This is a genomic window from Micrococcus terreus (genome assembly GCF_900116905.1).
Lineage (GTDB): Bacteria > Actinomycetota > Actinomycetes > Actinomycetales > Micrococcaceae > Citricoccus > Citricoccus terreus.
In genome coordinates this window covers 56746-76054 of record NZ_FPCG01000007.1, presented here as the reverse complement: position 1 = coordinate 76054, position 19309 = coordinate 56746, and the positions used below count along the sequence as shown (strand labels likewise).

Genomic DNA, 19309 nt, shown 5'->3' with positions numbered 1-19309 from the left:
AGGAGGACCTGTGGCCCATGGACTGTCCCGCCGTCAGGCGCTGCTGGCCGCCGGCCTGACCGCCACCGCCGGGTTCGTGGACGGGCTGGCCTTCATCCACTTGGGCGGCTACTTCGTCTCCTTCATGTCCGGCAACTCCACGCGGGCCGGCTCCGACCTGGTGCAGGGTGATCCCTGGGGCTGGGCCAAGGCCATGGGCCTGGTGGCGTTCTTCGTGGTCGGCGTGGTCATCTCCTCGTTGGCGCTGCAGCTGCAGGACCGTCGGAGCGGGTTGAGCCGAGAGAACTCGCCTCGGACCCTGGCGGTCTGGACCTCGTGGGCGCTTCTGGTGCTCTCAGCCGTGCTGGCGATGGTCCCGGGAACCCAGGCCGCCGTCCCGCCGGCCGTGGCCGCAGCCATGGGCGCGGTGAACAGCACCTTCACCCGTGGGGGAGAGGTCACCGTCGGGCTGACCTACATGACCGGGACCCTGGTGAAGACCGGCCAGCACCTGGCCATGGCCCTGACCGGCGGTCACCCCACCGCCTGGCTGAGGTTCCTGGTGCTGTGGGGCGCCATCGCTCTGGGGGCGCTCGCCGGATCCTGGACCTACACGCAGATCGGACTGCATTCGCTCTGGGTGGCCGTGGGTCTGCTGACTGTTCCGGCGGTGCTGCTGACCTGGCGCTCACGTGCGCTCGGCGCCACCTCTCCTCAGCGGTCCGCCGTCACCAGTTCGTAGTGTCACCTCGGGACAACGGTGACATCTGACCTCAGAAGAGCGGAAGGGCACCGCTGCTCGGCGAGAATGGGAGTGCCCGGTCGCAATGGGGCATCGGGCGTCACAACTGAAGACATGAGGAACACGTGAACAGCAGCGCATCCGGTGAGGATTCGATCCTGAGTCCTGCGGGAGAGGTGGCGGCAGAGGCCGTCAAGAAGACATCGTGGTGGAAGGTCGGCACCGGAACGGTCCTGGTGGTCGGTGTGCTGGGTGCCGGTGGCGCCTTCGCCGTCAACCAGAGCCAGCGGGCGAAGGACGACACCTGGGCCACCGTGGTCCGGGTGGTGGACGGTGACACGTTCGAAGGGGTGATCGCCGGTGAGCAGAAGACGGTGCGTCTGCTCAATGTGGACACCCCGGAGACCAAGCACCCGCAGGAGCCGGTGCAGTGCATGGGCCCCGAGGCCACGGAGATGCTCAAGGACCTGCTCGAGCCCGGAGACCGGGTGAAGCTGGAGTATGACATCGAGCGGACCGACCGCTACGGGCGCACCCTGGCCGGAGTGTTCAAGGACGATTCACTGGTCAACGCCGACCTGGCGCGCGCGGGTCTGGGCGTGGCGGTGCTGTATGAGCCGAACCGCAAGTTCTACGACGAGGTCTGGGAGGCGCAGCAGGAGGCCGAGGCCGCCGGCGACGGGCTGTTCGATCCCCAGATCGACTGCACCCTGCCAGCCCACGAGCCGGCCCTGGCACCGCTCGAGGCGCTCCCGCTGGATGAGATCCCCACCGATCCGGCGGCCATCGCTTCAGCGTTGGCGGCTGTGGCACCGGTGATCGCCGCGGGCGAGGGGCTGGACGCGATGCTCGGTCTGGTCGGCAGTGCGGGAATGCCGCATCTGCACGCCGCCTACGGCAAGCGCGCCGAACAGCTCCAGCCCCGTGTGACTGCGGCGCTGGCTGACGCCCGGGGCTATCAGGGCGATCTGCAGCGCGCCGAACAGGCTGCCGAGCAGCGGATCGCGGCGGAGAAGAAGGCCGCGGAGAGGCGGGCGGCGGAGAAGAAGGCTGCCGAGAAACGAGCGGCCCAGGAGAAGGCCGAGGCGAAGAAGCGCGAGGCGGAACGCGCTGAGGCCGCCAAGAAGGCCCAGGCCGAGCGCGAGCGTCAGGCCAAGATCCAGGCTGAGCGGCGGGCGGCTGCCGAGCGTGAAGCTGCTCGTCAGCGGCAGCAGCAGGCGCCGGCCCCGCGTCCTGCTCCACGCCAGCCGGCCCCGGCTCCACGCCAACAGGCACCTGCGCCCGCACCGAAGCCGGCCCCTAAGCTCGCACCGAGGCCTGCGCCGGGCGGTTCGGGCTACGGGACAGATGCCGACTTCCCGGGCTACACCGGCCCGCGCTGCTACGCGCCGGGCGGTCAGGTCTGGAAGCCCTGCGGCTGATCGACCCCTGACAACAGAGCAGCGGGGCACCCACCGGACCGTGGTCCGGGAAGGTGCCCCGCCGTCGTCGGGAATCTGACCGTGAAGTTCAGGCCCGAGGATCAGTACTTGATGTGCTGGCCGCCGTCGATCGGGATGACGGTGCCGTTGATGAACCCGGCCTCGTTGGAGAGCAGGAAGGCCACCAGGGCGCCGACCTCCTCCGGCTTGCCGAAGCGCTTCATGGGGTTGGGCTGGACGAACTCCTTGCCGACCTCTTCCCAGTTGTCCCCGCCCATCTGACGCAGGGATCCCTCGACCATGGGGGTCATGATGGCGCCCGGGGCGATCGCGTTGATGACCACGCCCTTCTGGCCGTACTCGATGGCGGAGTTGCGGGTCAGGCCCACCACGCCGTGCTTGGCGGCGGCGTATCCGGACTGGTTGCCCACGCCGCGGATGCCGCCCACCGAGGCGGTGTTGACGATGGCGCCGTGGCCCTGCTCGCCCATCACCTTCAGCACCTTCTCCATGCCCAGGAAGACACCGGTCAGGTTCACGGCGATGACCTTCTGGAACTCGGCGTTGGTGAAGTCCTCGGTCAGGTTCTGCTTGCCCTCGATGCCGGCGTTGTTGAAGAAGCCGTCGATGGCACCGTAGGCCTTCACATGCTGGTCCACGTAGTCCTGGACCTGCTTCTCGTCGGTGACGTCGGCGGTGACCAGCAGGACCTCGGCCTGGGGTGCGGCCTCCTTGACGGCGGACTCGGTGGCCTTCAGGCCGTCCGCGTTCATGTCCACCAGGGTCAGCTTCCCGCCCTGGCGTGCGATGGAGACGGCGGCTGCGGCGCCGAGGCCCGAGCCTGCGCCGGTGATGATGACGGACTTGTCCTGAAGTGTCATGGGAGTCGACCTTTCGTTGGTGGTGCCGAGAAGGGGATCTCCGCAGTCATCTGACCGAACTGTTCAAACTTGAAGAATATTCCGGGGGGTCGATCAGTCGTTCGCGGCACTGGAGCCGCGTCCGGTGGCGCCCAGGTTCGGCCCCACCGCGCCGGGGCGGTCGCCGCCAGGCTCACCCAGGCCGGACTGCGAGTCTGCGGAGGACTGCTCGCCGTGGGTCATGCGCAGGATCCGGCCCTCAGTCTCGAGCTGATCGCGGGTCTCCTTCATCTTCTCCACCTTGGCGGTGTCCCGCGGCGGCAGCTGGATGGACTCCTCGGCGGGGATACCGGCCTGCAGCTCGCGGGCCCGCTCCACCTCGGCATCCACCTCGGCGCCCAGCAGCAGCACGATGTTGAACACCCAGAGTGCGAACAGCAGGGCCATCACGGAGCCGATCGCCCCGTAGGAGCTGTACCCGGCGAACTGGGCGAAGTAGATGGACAGGGCCACCGCGGCGATCGCGATGCCGATGATCGCCACCACGGCGCCCATGCTGATCCAGGTGAACTTGGGCTGCTTGACGTTGGGGGTGGTGTAGTACAGCAGGGCGATCATGCCGATCACCAGTGCCAGGATGAACGGCCACTTGGCCCAGGCCCAGATCGGCAGGAAGGACTGGGTCAGGAAGGTCAGCATCCCGCCCAGGCCCAGCGGCTCGGCGATCGGGCCCAGCACTGCGGTCACCACGGTCTCGTTCAGGGCGATGGAGACCAGGATCAGCACGATCCCCAGCAGCATGGCCAGGGTGGTCAGCAGCATGGTGCCGGTCTGCTTGATCAGGGTGCGGCCCTCGGTGCGGCCATAGATGGTGTTCATGCAGCGGGAGAATGCCTTGACGTACGCCGAGGAGGACCACAGTGCGGTGGCGATACCGATGATCAGCGCGATCACGCCGCCGGTGGCCGAACTGGTCATGGTCTCCACCAGGTTGGTGACCAGACCCTGATAGTCGGCGGGGACGTACTGCGTGACCACGTCGTCCACGAGTCCGGTCACGGTGTCCGCGTTGTTGGCCAGCACCAGGGAGACGATCGAGAAGATCGCCAACAGCGCCGGGGCCAGCGAGAGCACCGTGTAGTAGGTCAGCATGGCCGCGAGGTCGGTGCCGCCATCCGCGGTGAACTCCTTGACGGCGCGCTTGAACGCGTACTTCCAGCTGGTGCCCTTGAGCTTGACGGGCGTCTGCGGCTTCTTCTTGCTGTCCGCCGCGGGCGCGTCTGCGGTGTCCAAGGTCTCATCGATGTGGTTCTGGGTCGACACGGGGTGTCCTCTCCGGATGTGTGGTGGCGATCTGTCCTGCAGTCTGAACATCTGCTTGACTCCTATCTCAGCACATCCCGCGCGTCAGACCTGAGGAGATCGATGGACCAGCATCCCCGTGAGCAGTCGGACCAGCCCGCCGAGGCCCCCGTCTACACCTTCCCGCTGGAGCTGCGGTGGTCGGATCAGGACCTCTACGGGCACGTGAACAACGCCCGGATCGTGACCCTGGCCGAGGAGGCGCGCGTGCGCTTCGCGTTGGAGACCGCCGGGCGGGAGGATGACGGCAGACGCGAGGCTCGAGTGGTGGCCCGGCAGACCGTGGACTACCACGCGCCGGTGCACTACGGCCCGGAGCTGACCATGCACGTGGGCGTGGTGCGGGTCGGCACCTCCTCCTACACCCTGCGCCAGCAAGGGCACCAGGACGGCCGCGCGGTGTTCACCGTGGACACGGTGATGGTGGTGCTGGGCGAAGACCATCGTGCCCGTCCGCTGACCGATGCCGAACGCGCGCATCTGCAGGAGTGGACCTGGCCCGAGGGCGGCACGGACGCCGAGGCCGCGCGCTCCTGACCGGTTCCACCCGTTCGCGACTACGCTGGGCCTGACCAACCGTGTCGGCCCGGCCGGCGTCCCAGCAGGAGGCAGCACCATGAGCTCCACCCCCGCCAGCACCGCAGACCGCCCCGCCGCCTCCGGCTCCGGCGGACGTGGCGGCTTCCTGTCCACTCTCCCCGGGAAGGTCACGACGGCGGCCCTGACCGTCATCGCGATCGTCACCGCGGCCTTCGGCGCCGGCGCGTTCGGAGGGACCCCCATCCAGGATGCGGCGGGTGGCTGGTTGGGCCCGGACGGCACCTGGATCGCACCGGCCTCCACGGCGTTCTCGATCTGGAGCGTGATCTACCTCGGTCTGATCGCCTACACCGTCTGGCAGTTCCTGCCCTCATCCGACAGCGCTCGGCATGACCGCCTGCGCCCCTGGATCCTGGCCGGCATCCTGCTGAACTCGCTGTGGATCTGGACCGTGCAGGCCGGCTGGCTGGCCATCAGTGTCCTGGTGATCGCCGTGCTGCTGGCAGTGCTGTGCCGGATCCTGGTGATCAAGGAGAACCTGCGCGTCAACGCCTGGGGCGAGCGGATCCTGGTGGACGGCGTGCAGGGCCTGTACCTGGGCTGGGTCTCGATCGCCACCGTCGCCAACGTGGCCGCCTGGCTGGCCTCGATGGGCTGGACCGGTTCGCCCCTGGGACCGATCGTCTGGACCAACATCATGATCGTGGTGGCCACCCTGGTGGGTGCCTTCACCGCCGTGTACAGCGGCGGTCGGCTCATGCCCGCCGTGGGTCTGGCCTGGGGTCTGGTCTGGGTGGCAGTGGGCCGCTCGGACGGGACCGGACTGAACTCGGCCTCGGTGGCGATCACCGCCGCCGGTGCCGCGGTGATCGTGATGATCGCCTGGGCGGTCTCCCTGTGGCTCTCCCGCCGCTCGGCCACCGGAGAGGCTCGCGACCTGATCCTGGACGCCCTCGACGGGGACGGCGACCCCGTGGACGGCCGCCGCGCCTGACGGTCGGCGCCGCTGCTCAGTAGTTCGAGGGCGGATCCGAGGCCGGGAACGACTCCCGGTCCCACTCATCCACGATGTCCATCCCGCCGGCGGCGTCGCTGTCCGGGAAGGTGAAGGGCTCGCGCTGATCGTCTTCTGCCGGGGCCCGGGTGGGCTCCAGACCCTCGCCGGGCAGGGGCGAGGTCGGCGCAGAGGCCACGGTGAGGTCCTCGGTGCCCGATCCCTCCGGGATCTCTGGGTGCAGGGTGGTCATGGGGTCCTCCTGACGTCGATTGGCTCACGGTCCGACCTGCCTCCCAGTGTCCACCGCGCAGGCTGCGGACGGCCAGGTATGGCCGCCCGCAGCGGTGCCGATCAGAACGGATAGGGGGCGATGTCGGGTCGGACGGTGAGCCATTGGGTCTCGGTGAAGGCCTCGATGTTGGCGGTGTAGCCGCCGAACCGGGAGCCGGTGCCGGAGGCTCCGACGCCACCGAAGGGGGCGTTGGATTCGTCCATGACGGTCTGTTCGTTGATATGGACCTTGCCGGAATGGACCATATCCGCCAGCTTCATCGCCTGACCCACGTCTCCGAGGATGGACACGGAGAGTCCGTACTCGCTGGCGTTGACGAGCTCGGCGGCCTCCTCGATCGAGTCGAAGGAGGCCACGGGGGCCACGGGCCCGAAGATCTCCTCGTCCCAGGCGGGGTTGTCCGGTCCCACACCGGCGATCACGGTGGGGGCGTAGAACAGGTTCTCGTAGGTGCCTCCGGCCTCGATGGAGCCTCCGGCGTCCTTAGCGGCTCGGACGATCCTGTCGATGTTGTCCCGTTGGCGCTCATCGATGATCGGGCCCAGGGCGACCTGTCCGCTCATCGGGTCTCCAACGGGCAGATTCTCGGCCTTCTCCCGCAGGGCGGCGACGTACTCGTCCTTCAAGGACTCGTGGACCAGGTGGCGGCCGGCGGTCATGCAGACCTGTCCCTGGTGCAGGAACGCGCCGAAGGCTCCAGCGGAGGCGGCTGCGGCTACATCTGCCCCGGGCAGCACGATCAACGCATTGTTCCCGCCCAGCTCCAGGTGGGCGCGCTTGAGGTTGCGTCCGCAGGCCTCCCCGACCTTGCGTCCGGCCGGGGTGGATCCGGTGAAGGAGACGATGCGCACCTCGGGGGCCTCGGTCAGGGCGATCCCGGCATCGGCTCCACCGGGCAGCAGCTGGAGCACACCGGGCGGCAGTCCGGCATCCTCAAAGGCCCGCATGATCATCACGCCACCGGAGACCGGAGTGCGCGGATCGGGTTTGAGGATCACGGTGTTGCCCAGGGCCAGTGCCGGGGCCACGGAACGGATGGAGAGGATCAGCGGGAAGTTGAATGGGGAGATCACCGCGACCACCCCGGCTGGCTGACGGCGGGCGAAGGACCAGTGGTCGGCATCGGAGGTGAGCACCTCGCCGGCGGCGTGGTGGGGCAGGGCCGCTGCATCGAAGCACTCGTTGGCGGCCACATGGGTCTCCAATCCAGCCTTGGCCCCGATGGCCCCGGTCTCGCGCTGGACCCACTCACCCAGTTCCTGGGCGTTGGCTTCGAAGAACTCCCCGGCCCGGCGCATGATCGCCGCCCGCTCCTCTGGCTTGGTGGCCGCCCAGGCCTTCTGAGCTTGAGCGGACCGGGTGGCCGCGGCGTGGACATCATCAGCGGTGGCCATCCCGGCGGTGCCCAGCACGGACCCGGTGGCCGGTTCGATCACCTCCGCAGACTCAGCCGAACCCGTGGTCCAACCATCGGTGTAGATCTTCCCGCCCCAGACAGACGGATCAAGAACAGACATGGGGGTGCTCCTTCGTGCAGTGGTGAGACGTGGATGATTGATCAGCTGATGCGCAGGATCGGCTTGACGGTCTTGCCGGACTTCGAGTCGGCCAGTGCCTGGTCGATCTGGTCGAAGTCGTAGAACTCCACCAGCTCGTCGAAGGGGAACCGGCCCTGCTGGTAGAGCGCCAGCAGGGCTGGGATCAGCTCATTCGAGGTCCCGGATCCGCCCAGGGTGCCGACCACCCGTTGGCCCCACAGCGTGCGGAAGTGGTCCAAGCTGAATCGGGCATCGACCGGTGCTCCGCCGATCAGGATCATGGTGCCGAGCATCCCGACGGCTTCCATGGCCTGTTCGATCACCTTCACACTTCCGGTGCAGTCCAGGACGTAGTCTGCCGGGCCGTCGCAGATCTCCAGGATCCGCTCGATCGCTTTCTCCTGTCCTGAGTTGATGGTGTGGGTGGCGCCGTAGCGGGTGGCCATCTCCAGACGTGAGTCGTGCAGGTCGATCGCGATGATCTTGGTGGCCGGGGTGTTCCGGGCGGCCATGACCGCTGCCAGCCCGACAGCACCGGTGCCGAATACCACCACGGACTCACCGGGCGCCGGCCGGGCGGTGTTCAGGATGGCCCCTGCCCCTGTGGTGATGCCACAGGCGAGGACACCTGCCAACTCCACGGGGACGTCGTCGGGAATCTCCACCAATGTGTGCGCGTAGGTCAGCGCGTGCGTGGCGAAGGAGGACTGTCCGAAGAAGTGTCCGGAGAGCTCGCTGCCGTCCTCGCGGCGGTAGCCGGTCGTCCCCTCCTGCGGGCCCATGAACCGGCGCCCGCCCACCAGGGCCGGCCCGATCAACTCACAGTAGCGGTGCTCCCCGCGGACACAGTTGCGGCACTGACCGCAATAGGGCCAGGCCATCACCACATGGTCTCCGACCTGCACATGGGTGACGCCCTCACCGACCTGCTCCACCACTCCGGATCCCTCGTGGCCCAGCACGCCGGGCAGAGGCAGCGGCATGTCGCCGGCCTGGGTGTTCGCATCTGTGTGGCAGACGCCGGTGGCGACCACGCGCACCAGGGCCTCACCAGGGCCGGGCCCGTCCAACTCGAGGGTCTCGCGGACGAACGGAGCGTCCTTCTCCTGGACGACAAGTGCTTCGACCTTCATGACGGCCTTCCGGTCGGGGTATGGACGGCCCGACGACGGGACGTCACCTTCCCGTCAGCCTGTCACCGATCCATCGCCTCGGCCAGAGGGAGAGACCGGACCAGCGCACCCGAACGGGAGGTCATCTTTCACCTTCACCGCCCTGAACCAGGGCCGATGGGGTGGAAAGATGACCTCCCGTTGACAAGAGGGGAACGCCTGCGTCAGGCAGCCGCCCCGGAGAGCTCCCGGCGCAGCGGGGCCTCGGCGGAGAGGAACTGGCGGTAGGCCGGCAGGGTCAGGAAGTCCGGGAACTCCTCGGCCAGGGCGGAGGCGGCGAACACCTCGCGGGCGTCGTCGAACCGATCACCCTCCTGGCGCTCGATCCGGGCGAACTCCTCCTCCATCAGCGTCTCCACCCAGTCGCGGGTGACCCGCCGGGTGCCTTCACCGGAGGCCAGCTGGGCCTGCGACCCGGCGTTGATCCACTGCCAGATCTGCGAGCGGGAGATCTCCGCGGTGGCGGCGTCCTCCATCAGGTTGTGGATGGCGGCGGCGCCGTTGCCGCGCAGCCAGGACTCCACGTAGCGGATGCCGACCTCGATGTTCATCCGCACACCGGCCTCGGTGATCGCTCCCGGGGTCTGGGACACGGCCAGCAGCGCCTGGGCATCCGGCTGGACATCGTCCCGGCGGCGCGCCCGGATCTGGTTGGGCAGCTCGCCCAAGACCTCGTCGAACACCTCGCGGGCCACCGGCACCAGGTCCGGGTGGGCCACCCAGGAGCCGTCGAAGCCGTCTGCGGCCTCACGGGTCTTGTCCTCACGGACCTTCCGCAGCGCGGCCTCATTGGCCTCCGGGTCGCGGCGGTTGGGGATGAAGGCCGCCATGCCGCCGATCGCCGAGGCACCGCGGCGGTGGCAGGCCCGCACCAGCTGCTCGGTGTACGCCCGCATCATCGGGGCGGTCATGGTCACGTCTGCGCGGTCCGGGAGCACGAAGTCCTCGCCGCGATCCCGGAAGTTCTTGATGATCGAGAAGATGTAGTCCCAGCGCCCGGCGTTCAGACCGGCGGCGTGGTTGCGCAGCTGGTAGAGGATCTCCTCCATCTCGAATGCGGCGGTGATGGTCTCGATCAGCACGGTGGCGCGCACGGTGCCCTGCGGGATGCCCAGGGCGTCCTGGGCCACCACGAAGATGCAGTTCCACAGCCGGGCCTCGAGGTGGTTCTCGGTCTTGGGCAGGTAGAAGTACGGTCCGCGGCCGCGGCGCAGCAGCTCCTTGGCGTTGTGGAAGAAGTAGAGCCCGAAGTCCACCAGTGCGCCGGCCATCGGCTGACCGTCCACCAGCAGGTGGTCCTCCTCCAGGTGCCAGCCGCGGGGACGCACGATGATCGTGGGGCGGTCCACCAGCTGCACGCCGCCGAGCCGGTACTCCTTGCCCTCGGGGGTGGTGAAGTCGATCTGCCGGCGGATGGCGTCCTTGAGGTTCACCTGTCCGGCGAGCATGTTCTCCCAGGACGGGGTGGAGGAGTCCTCGAAGTCGGCCAGCCAGCACTTGGCCCCGGAGTTCAGCGCATTGATCGTCATCTTCCGGTCCACGGGGCCGGTGATCTCCACGCGGCGGTCCTTCAGCCCGGGGGCCAGCGGGGCCACGCGCCAGGAGTCGTCCTCGCGGATGGTGCGGGTCTCCGGCAGGAACCCGGGGGTCCACCCCTCGGCGATCCGACGGCGGACCTCGCCGCGCGCCTGCAGCAGCTCACGGCGTCGGGAGTCGAAGCGGCGGTGCAGCATGGCCAGGAAGTCCAGTGCCTCGGGCGTGAGGATCTCCTCCTGGCGGGGCAGATGCGGACCCTGCAGGGTCACGCCGTTGATGGTGATGGGCTGATCGGTGGGGTACATGGTGCTCTCCTGGGGAGTGGGGCCCACACCGCGCGGTGCGCGGGGGCCGGGGGAGTGGTGTCAGGTGCCCCGTGGCGGGTGGTGAGGGGAGGATGTCCCGACGACGTCGCCACAGGTGAGGCGGCCGGCGTCGGGAAGCTGGGGTGAAGGCGGGTGACGCGGGAGGTGAGGTGACAGGTGGGGAGAACCAGGTGGCGGCCAGGCCGGGGCCCGGCCGCCACCGGTGCTCAGCGGGTCAGGGTCCGATGGGACCCCTCGCCGATCCAGGTGCGGCTCAGTGGAACTGCCCGGCCTCGGTGGAGCCGGTCAGTGCGGTGGTGGAGCTCTCCGGGTTGATGGCGGTGGAGATGGCGTCGAAGTAGCCGGTGCCGACTTCGCGCTGGTGCTTGGTGGCGGTGTAGCCGCGGGCCTCGTCGGCGAACTCGCGCTCCTGCAGCTCCACGTAGGCGGACATCTGGCGCTCGTTGTAGCCCTTGGCCAGATCGAACATGGAGTGGTTCAGGGCGTGGAATCCGGCCAGGGTGATGAACTGGAAGGTGTAGCCCATGGCGCCCAGCTCGCGCTGGAACTTGGCGATGGTGTCATCGTCCAGGTTCTTCTTCCAGTTGAAGGACGGCGAGCAGTTGTAGGAGAGCATCTGGTCCGGGAACTCGGACTTGACGGCCTCGGCGAACTGCTTGGCCAGCTCCAGGTCCGGGGTGCCGGTCTCCATCCAGATCAGGTCCGAATGCGGGGCGTAGGCCTTGGCGCGGGCGATGCAGGGCTCGATCCCGTTGCGGACCTTGTAGAAGCCCTCGGCGGTGCGCTCGCCGGTGATGAACTCGGCGTCGCGCTCGTCCACATCCGAGGTGATCAGGGTGGCGGCCTCGGCGTCGGTGCGGGCGATGATGACCGAGTTGACGCCGGAGACGTCAGCGGCCAGGCGGGCGGCGTTCAGGGTGCGGATGTGCTGACCGGTGGGGATCAGCACCTTGCCGCCCAGGTGGCCGCACTTCTTCTCGGAGGCCAGCTGGTCCTCCCAGTGCACACCGGAGGCACCGGCGGCGATCATGGCCTTCATCAGCTCGTAGGCGTTGAGCGGGCCCCCGAAGCCGGCCTCGGCGTCGGCCACGATCGGCACCAGGTAGTCCTCCACGGACTGGATGCCCTCGGAGAACTCGATCTGGTCGGCACGCAGCAGGGCGTTGTTGATCCGGCGGACCACGGCAGGGACCGAGTTGGCCGGGTAGAGGGACTGGTCCGGGTAGGTGTGGCCGGAGAGGTTGGCGTCCGCGGCGACCTGCCAGCCGGAGAGGTAGATGGCGCGCAGGCCGGCCTTGACCTGCTGGACGGCCATGTTGCCGGTCAGGGCGCCCAGGGCGTTGGTGAACGCGCCCTCGGCGTGCTCGGAGCTCAGCTGGTTCCAGAGCTTCTCAGCTCCGCGCTTGGCCAGGGTGTGCTCCTCCTGGACCCGGCCGCGCAGCTTGACGACGTCCTCGGCGGTGTAGGTGCGCTCGATGCCGGCCCAGCGCGGGTTGTGGTCCCAGTCGTGCTGGAGCTGCTCGGCGGAAGCGGGAGTGTGCGTGGTCTGCTCGGTCATGATCGACTCCTTGCTGATGGTGTGACCCGGAGTGGTCCGGGGCGGCCCGGCAAGGTGCCGGGGTCCGCAGGTCTGAGGGGCGGGTGGAGCGGTGGTGCTGCTCCGTTGCCCTCAAGTCTTCACTCGTCCGGCGCCGCGCAGGCCGGTTTCAGAGGAAAAGATCACCCAGAGATGACACCAGTCAAGAAACGTCGTCTAGTGGCAAGCGTTCGCACCTGCGCCCGTCAGATGGCGCCCTCTGGTTGCAAAAAATGGTGAACATGACAATTCAGGGTGGGGTCGTCGGTGGCGTGATGGTGACGGCGGCAGGATCGGCCTCAGGCGGAGCGAGGGCGATGCGCGTGGAACTGCTCCAGGTCCAGTGCATAGACCTCATGGTCCGGGAAGTCCACGATCCGCCGCGGCGTCCCACCCTCGGAGCGCGGCGTGACGGGTTCTTCCTGACCGGGCAGGTGCAGGGCCTGCTGCACCGTGGCGGCCTGGGCGAGCAGCCGCAGCTGGGCCCAGGTGGGGGGCATCAGGAACCGCTCGCCCGCCCGGAAGTCGCTCAGTGCCTGTTCGGGGGTGAGCCACTGCCAGGAGACGGACTCGAAGCTGAGCTGGCGCGGCTCCTGCCCGGCGGGGACGGCGGCCACATAGAACCGGGTGTCATAGCGCCGCGGCTGATCCTCCGGGGTGACCCACCGGGAGATCAGATGCATGCTCCACACATCGGCCTGGACGCCCAGATCTGTCAAGAACGGGCTGAAGCGCGCCGCGTCCTCCTCGATCTGGCCCTGCGTCTGCGCGGGGAGCACCGCCAGGTCCACGTCCGCGGGGGAGCCGTCCGGGCGCACGGCCAGCAGCACGCCGGTCTCCTCGAACGTCTCCCGCACCGCCGCATACTCCGGTGAGGGGTCGGTGTCCTCGATCCGTCCGCCGGGGAACGCTGTGGCTCCGGCACTGAACACCAGCTGCGTGGACCGGGTGAGGGTCAGCACCTCCAGCCCGGGGCGCTCGGGTGTCTCCACCGGCCGGACCAGAAGGATGGTGGCGGCCGGACGCACCGGTGGGGGGCCGTCGTCGTGGTGGTGGTCCTGTCCGGAACGGCTCACTGCTGTCTCCTTGATCGCTGGCCTCCCCTGAGGATAGCCAGCCACGGCACAGCCGCACCCACGCGTCCCCTGACGCCGGAGCCGACCCGCGGGTAACGTGGACTGGCAGAGACATGCAGTGACGCACTGACCCCATGCCGCCCACGGAAGGACCCCCGAGTGAAGATCGTCGTGTTGGCCAAGCAGGTTCCGGACACCTGGTCGGACCGGAAGCTGGATCTGGAGACGGGCATGTTGGATCGTGCTGTCTCGGAGCCGGTGCCGGATGAGATCAGTGAGCGGACCATGGAGGTGGCTCTGCAGTTCAAGGATGCCCACGCTGACACTGAGGTGGTGGCGGTGAGCATGGGGCCGGAGGATGCGACCAAGACGTTGCGGAAGATGCTCTCGATGGGGGCGGATTCGGCGGTGCTGGTGACTGATCCGGTGTTGGCTGGTTCGGATGTGGTCCAGACCGCGCAGGTGCTGGCCGCGGCGGTGGAGCGGATCGGTGCGGATCTGGTGCTGGCCGGAGATCAGGCCACGGATGGCCGTGGTGGTGTGGTGCCGGCGATGATCGCGGAGCTGCGGGGGATCCCGGTGCTGCCCTCGGTGGATCACGTGGAGATCAGCGCCTCTGAGGTGAGTGGTGTGGTGCAGGCCGAGTCCGGTGCGCTGAGCGTGGCGGCCCCGCTGCCGGCGGTGGCGTGCGTGACGGAGAAGGCCGCTGAGCCGCGGTTCCCGAACTTCAAGAACATCATGGCCGCGAAGAAGAAGCCGTTGGAGAGCTGGTCGTTGTCGGATCTGGGCATTCAGGCCGGTCCGGAGCAGGCCAGTGTGCGTTCGGTGATGGTCTCGGCTCAGGCCCGCCCGGAGAAGCAGGCCGGGCCGAAGGTGACTGATGACGGCACGGCCGCAGCTCAGCTGGTGGAGTTCCTGGCCGCCCAGCGTCTGGTCTGAGCCGACTGCCGCGCCCCTGTATCTGAGCGACCTGAGAAGACTGGAGTAGGACGATGACTGAACAGAACGAGCAGAACCGGCAGAGCACCGCCAGCGCCGCACCGATCCTGGTGTTGGTGGAGGCGGTGGCTGATGGCCGCCCGTCCAGCATGGCCGCTGAACTGCTGGGTGCGGCATCCCTGGTGGGAGTGCCGGTGGCGGTGGTGACGGCCGCTCCGGGTGCTGGTCAGGGTGTGGCTGAGCAGCTCGGTGCTCTGGGTGCCACCCAGGTGCTGGTGGCTGAGTCCGAGCAGGCCGGTGCGCAGCTGGGCTCGGTGCAGGTGGCCGCGCTGGCCGCAGGCGTGGGGCAGTTCTCTCCGGAGGCGGTGCTGGTGCCCAACACTCCGGAGTCCCGCGCGGTGGCCGGCCGTCTGGCGGTGCGGGTGAACGGTGCGGTCTGCGCCGATGCGGTGGGACTGCGCTGGGCCGATGAGGAGGTGATTGCCCAGCATTCGGTGTTCGGCGGTGACTTCACCTCTGAGTCCACCGTGGAGGGCGGGCCCCGGATCATCACCGTGCGCCCGGGCTCGATCTCCCAGCGTGCCCAGCCGGTGCAGGCCCCGCAGATCCACACCGCCACGCTGGAGCTGTCCCAGGGTGCCGCCGGTGCCCAGATCCGTGAGGTCTCCGAGCACGCTCCGGCTGGGGATCGTCCGGCGCTGCGCGGGGCCAAGACCGTGGTCTCCGGTGGTCGCGGCCTGGGTTCGGCCGAGGGGTTCGGCTTGGCCGAGCAGCTGGCCGATGTCCTCGGTGCCGCCGTGGGTGCCTCCCGTGCCGCGGTGGATGCCGGGTATGCCGCCCCGGAGCTGCAGGTGGGTCAGACCGGTGTCTCGGTGACCCCGGACCTGTATGTGGCCCTGGGGATCTCCGGTGCCATCCAGCACCGGGCGGGCATGCAGACGGCCAAGACGATCGTGGCGATCGACAAGGACCCGGACGCCCCGATCTTCGAGATCGCCGACTTCGGGGTGGTCGGGGATGCCTTCGAGGTGGTCCCGGCTGTGATCGAGCAGATCCAGGCCCGCCGCTCCGGCTGATCCAGACCCCACCGAGCCCAGCCTTCCGCTGAACGAGCATCAGGAGACAACACATGGCCAAGCAGCGCATGGCGGGCTACACGCCGTTGCGGGGCGCGCCCCAGGCCCCTGAACAGGAGTCGGACACCCTGGCCCACCAGGCCCGCCCCCAGCAGGTCCCGACGACGGCCACACACCTCCCGCAGGAGGGCTCGGCTACGGCGTCAGCGCCCGTGGAGACCACGATGGACTCTGCGGCGCCGGTGGAGTCCTCGACAACAGCGGAGACCGCCCCGGCCGCAGCGGCAGCCCCGGCCGCCCCCGTGCAGAAGCAGCGCATGGCCGGGTACACCCCGCTGCGCGGTGGCACCAGCGCCCCGAGCACCCCGGGCACCGCCGCAGCGGCGCCGGCGCCGGCCGCCGAACAGTCGACCACCACCGCCCCTGCGGTACAGGCCGCCACCGAGGGCACAGCAGCCAGGCAGGAGGCGTCCTCGGACCCTGCTCCGGTTGCAACGCAGGCCCCACCGGCTCCTGCCCAGGCGGCACCGTCCGCTCCTGCGGTGCAGAAACAGCGCATGGCCGGGTACACGCCCCTGCGCACACAGCAGGCACCGGCTACCGCGGCGACAGCGCAGACCACCGCGCCCGCAGCTCAGTCCGTGCCGCCGGCGGCGATGGACTCCACTTCGGCCGCCGAGCAGTCCAGCCCCGCTGCGGCCCCGGCCAGCGACCAGGCTGCCCCGGCGCCGGCGAAGCAGCGGATGGGCGGACAGCCCCGGCGGATGGGGGCACCTGCTGCCCCCTCAGCCGCGCAGGCCTCCGCCCCGGCCGCTGCTGCGGGCTCGGCCGACACCGCCTCATCGGCCCCGGTTGCTGTGCCGAGCCCCTCGGAGCAGGAACAGGAGCAGGCCCCGGCCGCGCCGAAGCCGGCCGCTGCCGCCGTCCAGAAGCCGGTTGCCGCCGCTGGTGGCGTTGAGACCGAGCCTGAGGAGAAGGTGCCGTGGCCGCTGTGGAAGCGGGCCGTCGTCGGGGTGGGCGTTGCGGTGCTGGCCGCTCTGGTGATGGTGCTGTTGGCCCGGTGGGCCAGGACCATGCCGGGGGTGCAGGAGTTCATCGCCACCTATGACGGGCATGCCCCGCAGCCGCAGGGCACGCCGGAGGGGATCCCGGCCTGGTTGGGCTGGCAGCACTTCTTGAACATGTTCTTCATCGTGCTGATCGTCCGGACGGGTTTGCAGGTGCGGATGGAGAAGCGTCCTCCGGGGTACTGGAAGCCCAAGCAGGGCGGGTTCTTCTCCCCGAAGGGCAACACGGTCAAGAAGGTCTCGCTCTCCCAGTGGCTGCACCAGGTGCTGGATGTGGCCTGGGTGGCCAATGGTGCGGTGTTCATCGTGCTGCTGGCGATCACCGGGCATTGGGCGCGGATCGTGCCCACCAGTTGGGAGATCTTCCCGCACATAGGTTCGGTGGCCATCCAGTACGCCTCCCTGGACTGGCCCACCGAGAACGGGTGGATCCACTACAACGCCCTGCAGGTGATGGCCTACTTCATCACCGTGTACATCGCCGCCCCGCTGGCCATCCTCACTGGGCTGCGGATGTCCACGTGGTGGCCGCAGAAGGCCACCGGGCTGAACCGGGTCTTCCCCATTGAGGCCGCCCGGGCCCTGCACTTCCCGGTGATGCTCTACTTCGTGGGGTTCACCCTGGTGCACGTGTTCCTGGTCTTCTTCACCGGTGCCCTGCGCAACCTGAACCACATGTACACCTCCCGGGACGTCACCGACTGGTGGGGACTGATCATCTTCCTGGGCTCAGTGGCCGTGATCGCCGCCGCCTGGTTCCTCACCCGCCCGGTCTTCACCGCACCCCTGGCACAGAAGACCGGTACTGTGACCAAGAACTGAGACGCGCACCACACCCCGTCTCGCCACCCCTGTCCCGAACCCGGTGAAGGAGTCATGCCGTGACCGAGGAGATCATCGTCCGTCAGCAGGGCCGTCTGGGCCACCTGATCCTGAACCGGCCCCGCGCCCTGAACGCGCTGACCCGGCAGATGGTCGAAGAGATCAAGGACCGGCTCGAGGCCTGGAAGGACGACCACTCCGTCCAGACCGTGCTGGTCAGCGGTGCGGGGGAGCGTGGCCTGTGCGCCGGGGGCGATGTCCTCTCGGTGCGCACCTCGGCTCTGGAGGGCCGCCCGGAGGAGGCTGACGAGTTCTTCGGCACGGAGTACACCATGAACTCGCTGATCTCGCAGTTCCCCAAGCCCTACGTGGCGTTCATGGACGGACTGGTGCTCGGCGGCGGCGTGGGCGTCTCGGCGCACGGCTCCCACCGGATCGTCACCGAGCGGACCCGGATGGGCATGCCGGAGACCGGGATCGGGTTCTTCCCGGATGTGGGCGGCACCTGGCTGCTCTCTCACACGCCCTCGCAGTTCGGCCTGCACCTGGGCCTGACCGGCGAGCACATCTCCGGGGCGGACGCCTGCGCGCTGGGCCTGGCCGACCACTACGTCCCCTCGGACCGCCTGGACGAGCTGGCTCAGGCGCTGGAGACCACCCCGGCGGACGAGGCGATCGTCGCCGTGGCTGAGCAGGCACCGCCCTCCGAGCTGTGGGAGCACCGCCCCTGGATCGACTCCGCCTATGCGCAGGACACGGCCGAGAAGATCGTCGCAGCCCTGCAGGACCACGAGGATCCCGCCGCCCAGAAGGCCGCCGAGACCATCCTGTCCAAGTCCCCCACCTCGGTGAAGGTCACCCTGGCCGCCATCCGTCGCGCCCGGGGCCTGCGCTCACTGCAGGAGGCGCTGAACGTGGAGTACCGCCTCACCCACCACATGATGCGCGGGCAGGACATGCCCGAGGGCATTCGCGCCCAGCTGGTGGACAAGGACCGGAACCCGCAGTGGAGCCCCGCCACCTTGGAGGAGGTCTCCGCCGAGACGGTGGACTCCTACTTCGCCGAGCCTGCCGGGGGAGACCTCGGGCTGCGTGCCTGAACAGCGCCCTGACCAGCACCAGCAAGACCGGACCACACAGACACACCACGACGACGACGCAGGAGCCTTCCGCATGACCGATCAGCAGACGCACGGCGAGACCAGCAGCGACACCGGCTACGAGACCATCCAGGTCCGCACCGAGGGCCGGGTGGGCATCATCCAGCTGGACCGTCCGAAGGCGCTGAACGCCCTGAACAGCCAGCTCTGCCGCGAGGTGGTCCAGGCTGCGGCCGCCTTCGACGCCGACGAGAACATCGGGGCGATCATCCTCACCGGTTCGGACAAGGCCTTCGCCGCCGGAGCGGACATCAAGGAGATGGCCTCCAAGGACTTCGCCCAGGTCTACGCAGAGGACCTGTTCGGCCTCTGGGACCGCTTCGCCGCCACGCGCATCCCGGTGATCGCCGCGGTGTCCGGGCACGCCCTGGGCGGCGGCTGCGAGCTGGCGATGATGTGCGACATCATCCTCGCCGCGGACAACGCCTCCTTCGGCCAGCCCGAGATCAAGCTGGGCCTGATCCCCGGCATGGGCGGCTCTCAGCGCCTGACCCGCGCCATCGGCAAGTCCAAGGCCATGGAGATGGTGCTGACCGGCCGGACCATGAAGGCTGAGGAGGCCGAGCGCAGCGGACTGGTGGCACGCGTGGTGCCCCTGGCCGAGCTGCAGCAGACGGCCCTGGAGATGGCCACCGCCATCGCCTCCATGTCCCGGCCGGTCGCCATGCTCGCCAAGGAAGTCGTGGACGCCGCTTACGAGTCTTCCCTGGCCGAGGGTGTCCGCCTGGAGCGCCGCCTGAACTTCGCCTGCTTCGCCCTGGAGGACCGGCGCGAGGGCATGGCGGCCTTCGTGGAGAAGCGCGAGGCGGACTTCACCCACCGCTGAGC

Annotated in this window: 17 protein-coding genes; 9 read left to right on the top strand and 8 right to left on the bottom strand. The window is 69.0% G+C overall.

The genetic code is table 11. The features are described 5' to 3' along the window. Nucleotides 1-10 precede the first annotated feature (10 nt). Nucleotides 11-721 carry a YoaK family protein gene (locus tag BM355_RS09360; RefSeq protein WP_245760713.1) on the top strand — a complete coding sequence of 237 codons (711 nt, stop codon included), beginning with the start codon at nt 11-13 and terminating at the stop codon, nt 719-721. Between the two features lie 125 nt (nt 722-846). Beyond that, nucleotides 847-2142: a thermonuclease family protein gene (locus BM355_RS09355; RefSeq protein WP_091697670.1), complete on the top strand. Its 1296-nt coding sequence runs from the start codon at nt 847-849 to the stop codon at nt 2140-2142. A gap of 101 nt (nt 2143-2243) precedes the next feature. Here BM355_RS09355 and BM355_RS09350 read toward each other — a convergent pair whose 3' ends face one another. Together BM355_RS09350 and BM355_RS09345 are read right to left on the bottom strand one after the other, a co-directional pair. Beyond that, complete coding sequence (locus BM355_RS09350; protein WP_091697667.1) at nt 2244-3023, bottom strand: SDR family oxidoreductase; 780 nt, start codon at nt 3021-3023, stop codon at nt 2244-2246. Nucleotides 3024-3116: 93 nt separating this feature from the next. After that, on the bottom strand, nt 3117-4325 hold the full coding sequence (locus tag BM355_RS09345) for a YihY/virulence factor BrkB family protein (protein WP_177227907.1): 1209 nt from the start codon (nt 4323-4325) through the stop codon (nt 3117-3119). 102 nt (nt 4326-4427) lie between these two features. Between BM355_RS09345 and BM355_RS09340 the strand changes: the two genes are divergently transcribed. Further along, nucleotides 4428-4901 (top strand): acyl-CoA thioesterase, encoded by a 474-nt coding sequence (locus BM355_RS09340; protein WP_091697662.1) that lies wholly within the window; start codon nt 4428-4430, stop codon nt 4899-4901. 79 nt (nt 4902-4980) lie between these two features. Then, nucleotides 4981-5898, top strand: coding sequence for a TspO/MBR family protein (locus BM355_RS09335; RefSeq protein WP_245760712.1), 918 nt, complete (start codon nt 4981-4983; stop codon nt 5896-5898). 16 nt (nt 5899-5914) lie between these two features. Here the strand turns inward: BM355_RS09335 and BM355_RS09330 are convergent, their stop codons facing one another. From BM355_RS09330 to BM355_RS09305, 6 genes are all read right to left on the bottom strand, one after another. Next, a complete protein-coding gene (locus tag BM355_RS09330; RefSeq protein ID WP_091697660.1) occupies nt 5915-6151 on the bottom strand; it encodes a hypothetical protein in 237 nt (78 codons plus the stop codon). A gap of 101 nt (nt 6152-6252) precedes the next feature. Then, a complete protein-coding gene (locus BM355_RS09325) occupies nt 6253-7710 on the bottom strand; it encodes a benzaldehyde dehydrogenase (RefSeq protein ID WP_091697658.1) in 1458 nt (485 codons plus the stop codon). 41 nt (nt 7711-7751) lie between these two features. Then, entirely contained in the window at nt 7752-8864 is a 1113-nt protein-coding gene (locus BM355_RS09320) for an NAD(P)-dependent alcohol dehydrogenase (protein ID WP_091697656.1), read from the bottom strand. A 203-nt stretch (nt 8865-9067) separates the two neighbouring features. Beyond that, nucleotides 9068-10744 (bottom strand): malate synthase A, encoded by a 1677-nt coding sequence (gene aceB / locus BM355_RS09315; RefSeq protein ID WP_091697654.1) that lies wholly within the window; start codon nt 10742-10744, stop codon nt 9068-9070. 274 nt (nt 10745-11018) lie between these two features. Next, entirely contained in the window at nt 11019-12323 is a 1305-nt protein-coding gene (aceA, locus tag BM355_RS09310) for an isocitrate lyase (RefSeq protein ID WP_091697652.1), read from the bottom strand. A 317-nt stretch (nt 12324-12640) separates the two neighbouring features. Beyond that, nucleotides 12641-13417 carry an NUDIX domain-containing protein gene (locus BM355_RS09305; RefSeq protein WP_177227906.1) on the bottom strand — a complete coding sequence of 259 codons (777 nt, stop codon included), beginning with the start codon at nt 13415-13417 and terminating at the stop codon, nt 12641-12643. A gap of 159 nt (nt 13418-13576) precedes the next feature. Between BM355_RS09305 and BM355_RS09300 the strand changes: the two genes are divergently transcribed. The 5 genes from BM355_RS09300 to BM355_RS09280 all read left to right on the top strand — a co-directional run bounded on the left by BM355_RS09300 (nt 13577) and on the right by BM355_RS09280 (nt 19307). Then, nucleotides 13577-14356 (top strand): electron transfer flavoprotein subunit beta/FixA family protein, encoded by a 780-nt coding sequence (locus BM355_RS09300; protein WP_091697650.1) that lies wholly within the window; start codon nt 13577-13579, stop codon nt 14354-14356. A gap of 53 nt (nt 14357-14409) precedes the next feature. Next, a complete protein-coding gene (locus BM355_RS09295) occupies nt 14410-15432 on the top strand; it encodes an electron transfer flavoprotein subunit alpha/FixB family protein (RefSeq protein ID WP_091697648.1) in 1023 nt (340 codons plus the stop codon). A 53-nt stretch (nt 15433-15485) separates the two neighbouring features. Next, a complete protein-coding gene (locus BM355_RS14810; RefSeq protein ID WP_281247573.1) occupies nt 15486-17321 on the top strand; it encodes a cytochrome b/b6 domain-containing protein in 1836 nt (611 codons plus the stop codon). Between the two features lie 59 nt (nt 17322-17380). Then, nucleotides 17381-18421 (top strand): enoyl-CoA hydratase/isomerase family protein, encoded by a 1041-nt coding sequence (locus BM355_RS09285; RefSeq protein ID WP_091697645.1) that lies wholly within the window; start codon nt 17381-17383, stop codon nt 18419-18421. Between the two features lie 73 nt (nt 18422-18494). After that, entirely contained in the window at nt 18495-19307 is an 813-nt protein-coding gene (locus tag BM355_RS09280; RefSeq protein WP_091697642.1) for an enoyl-CoA hydratase, read from the top strand. Nucleotides 19308-19309: the final 2 nt, after the last annotated feature.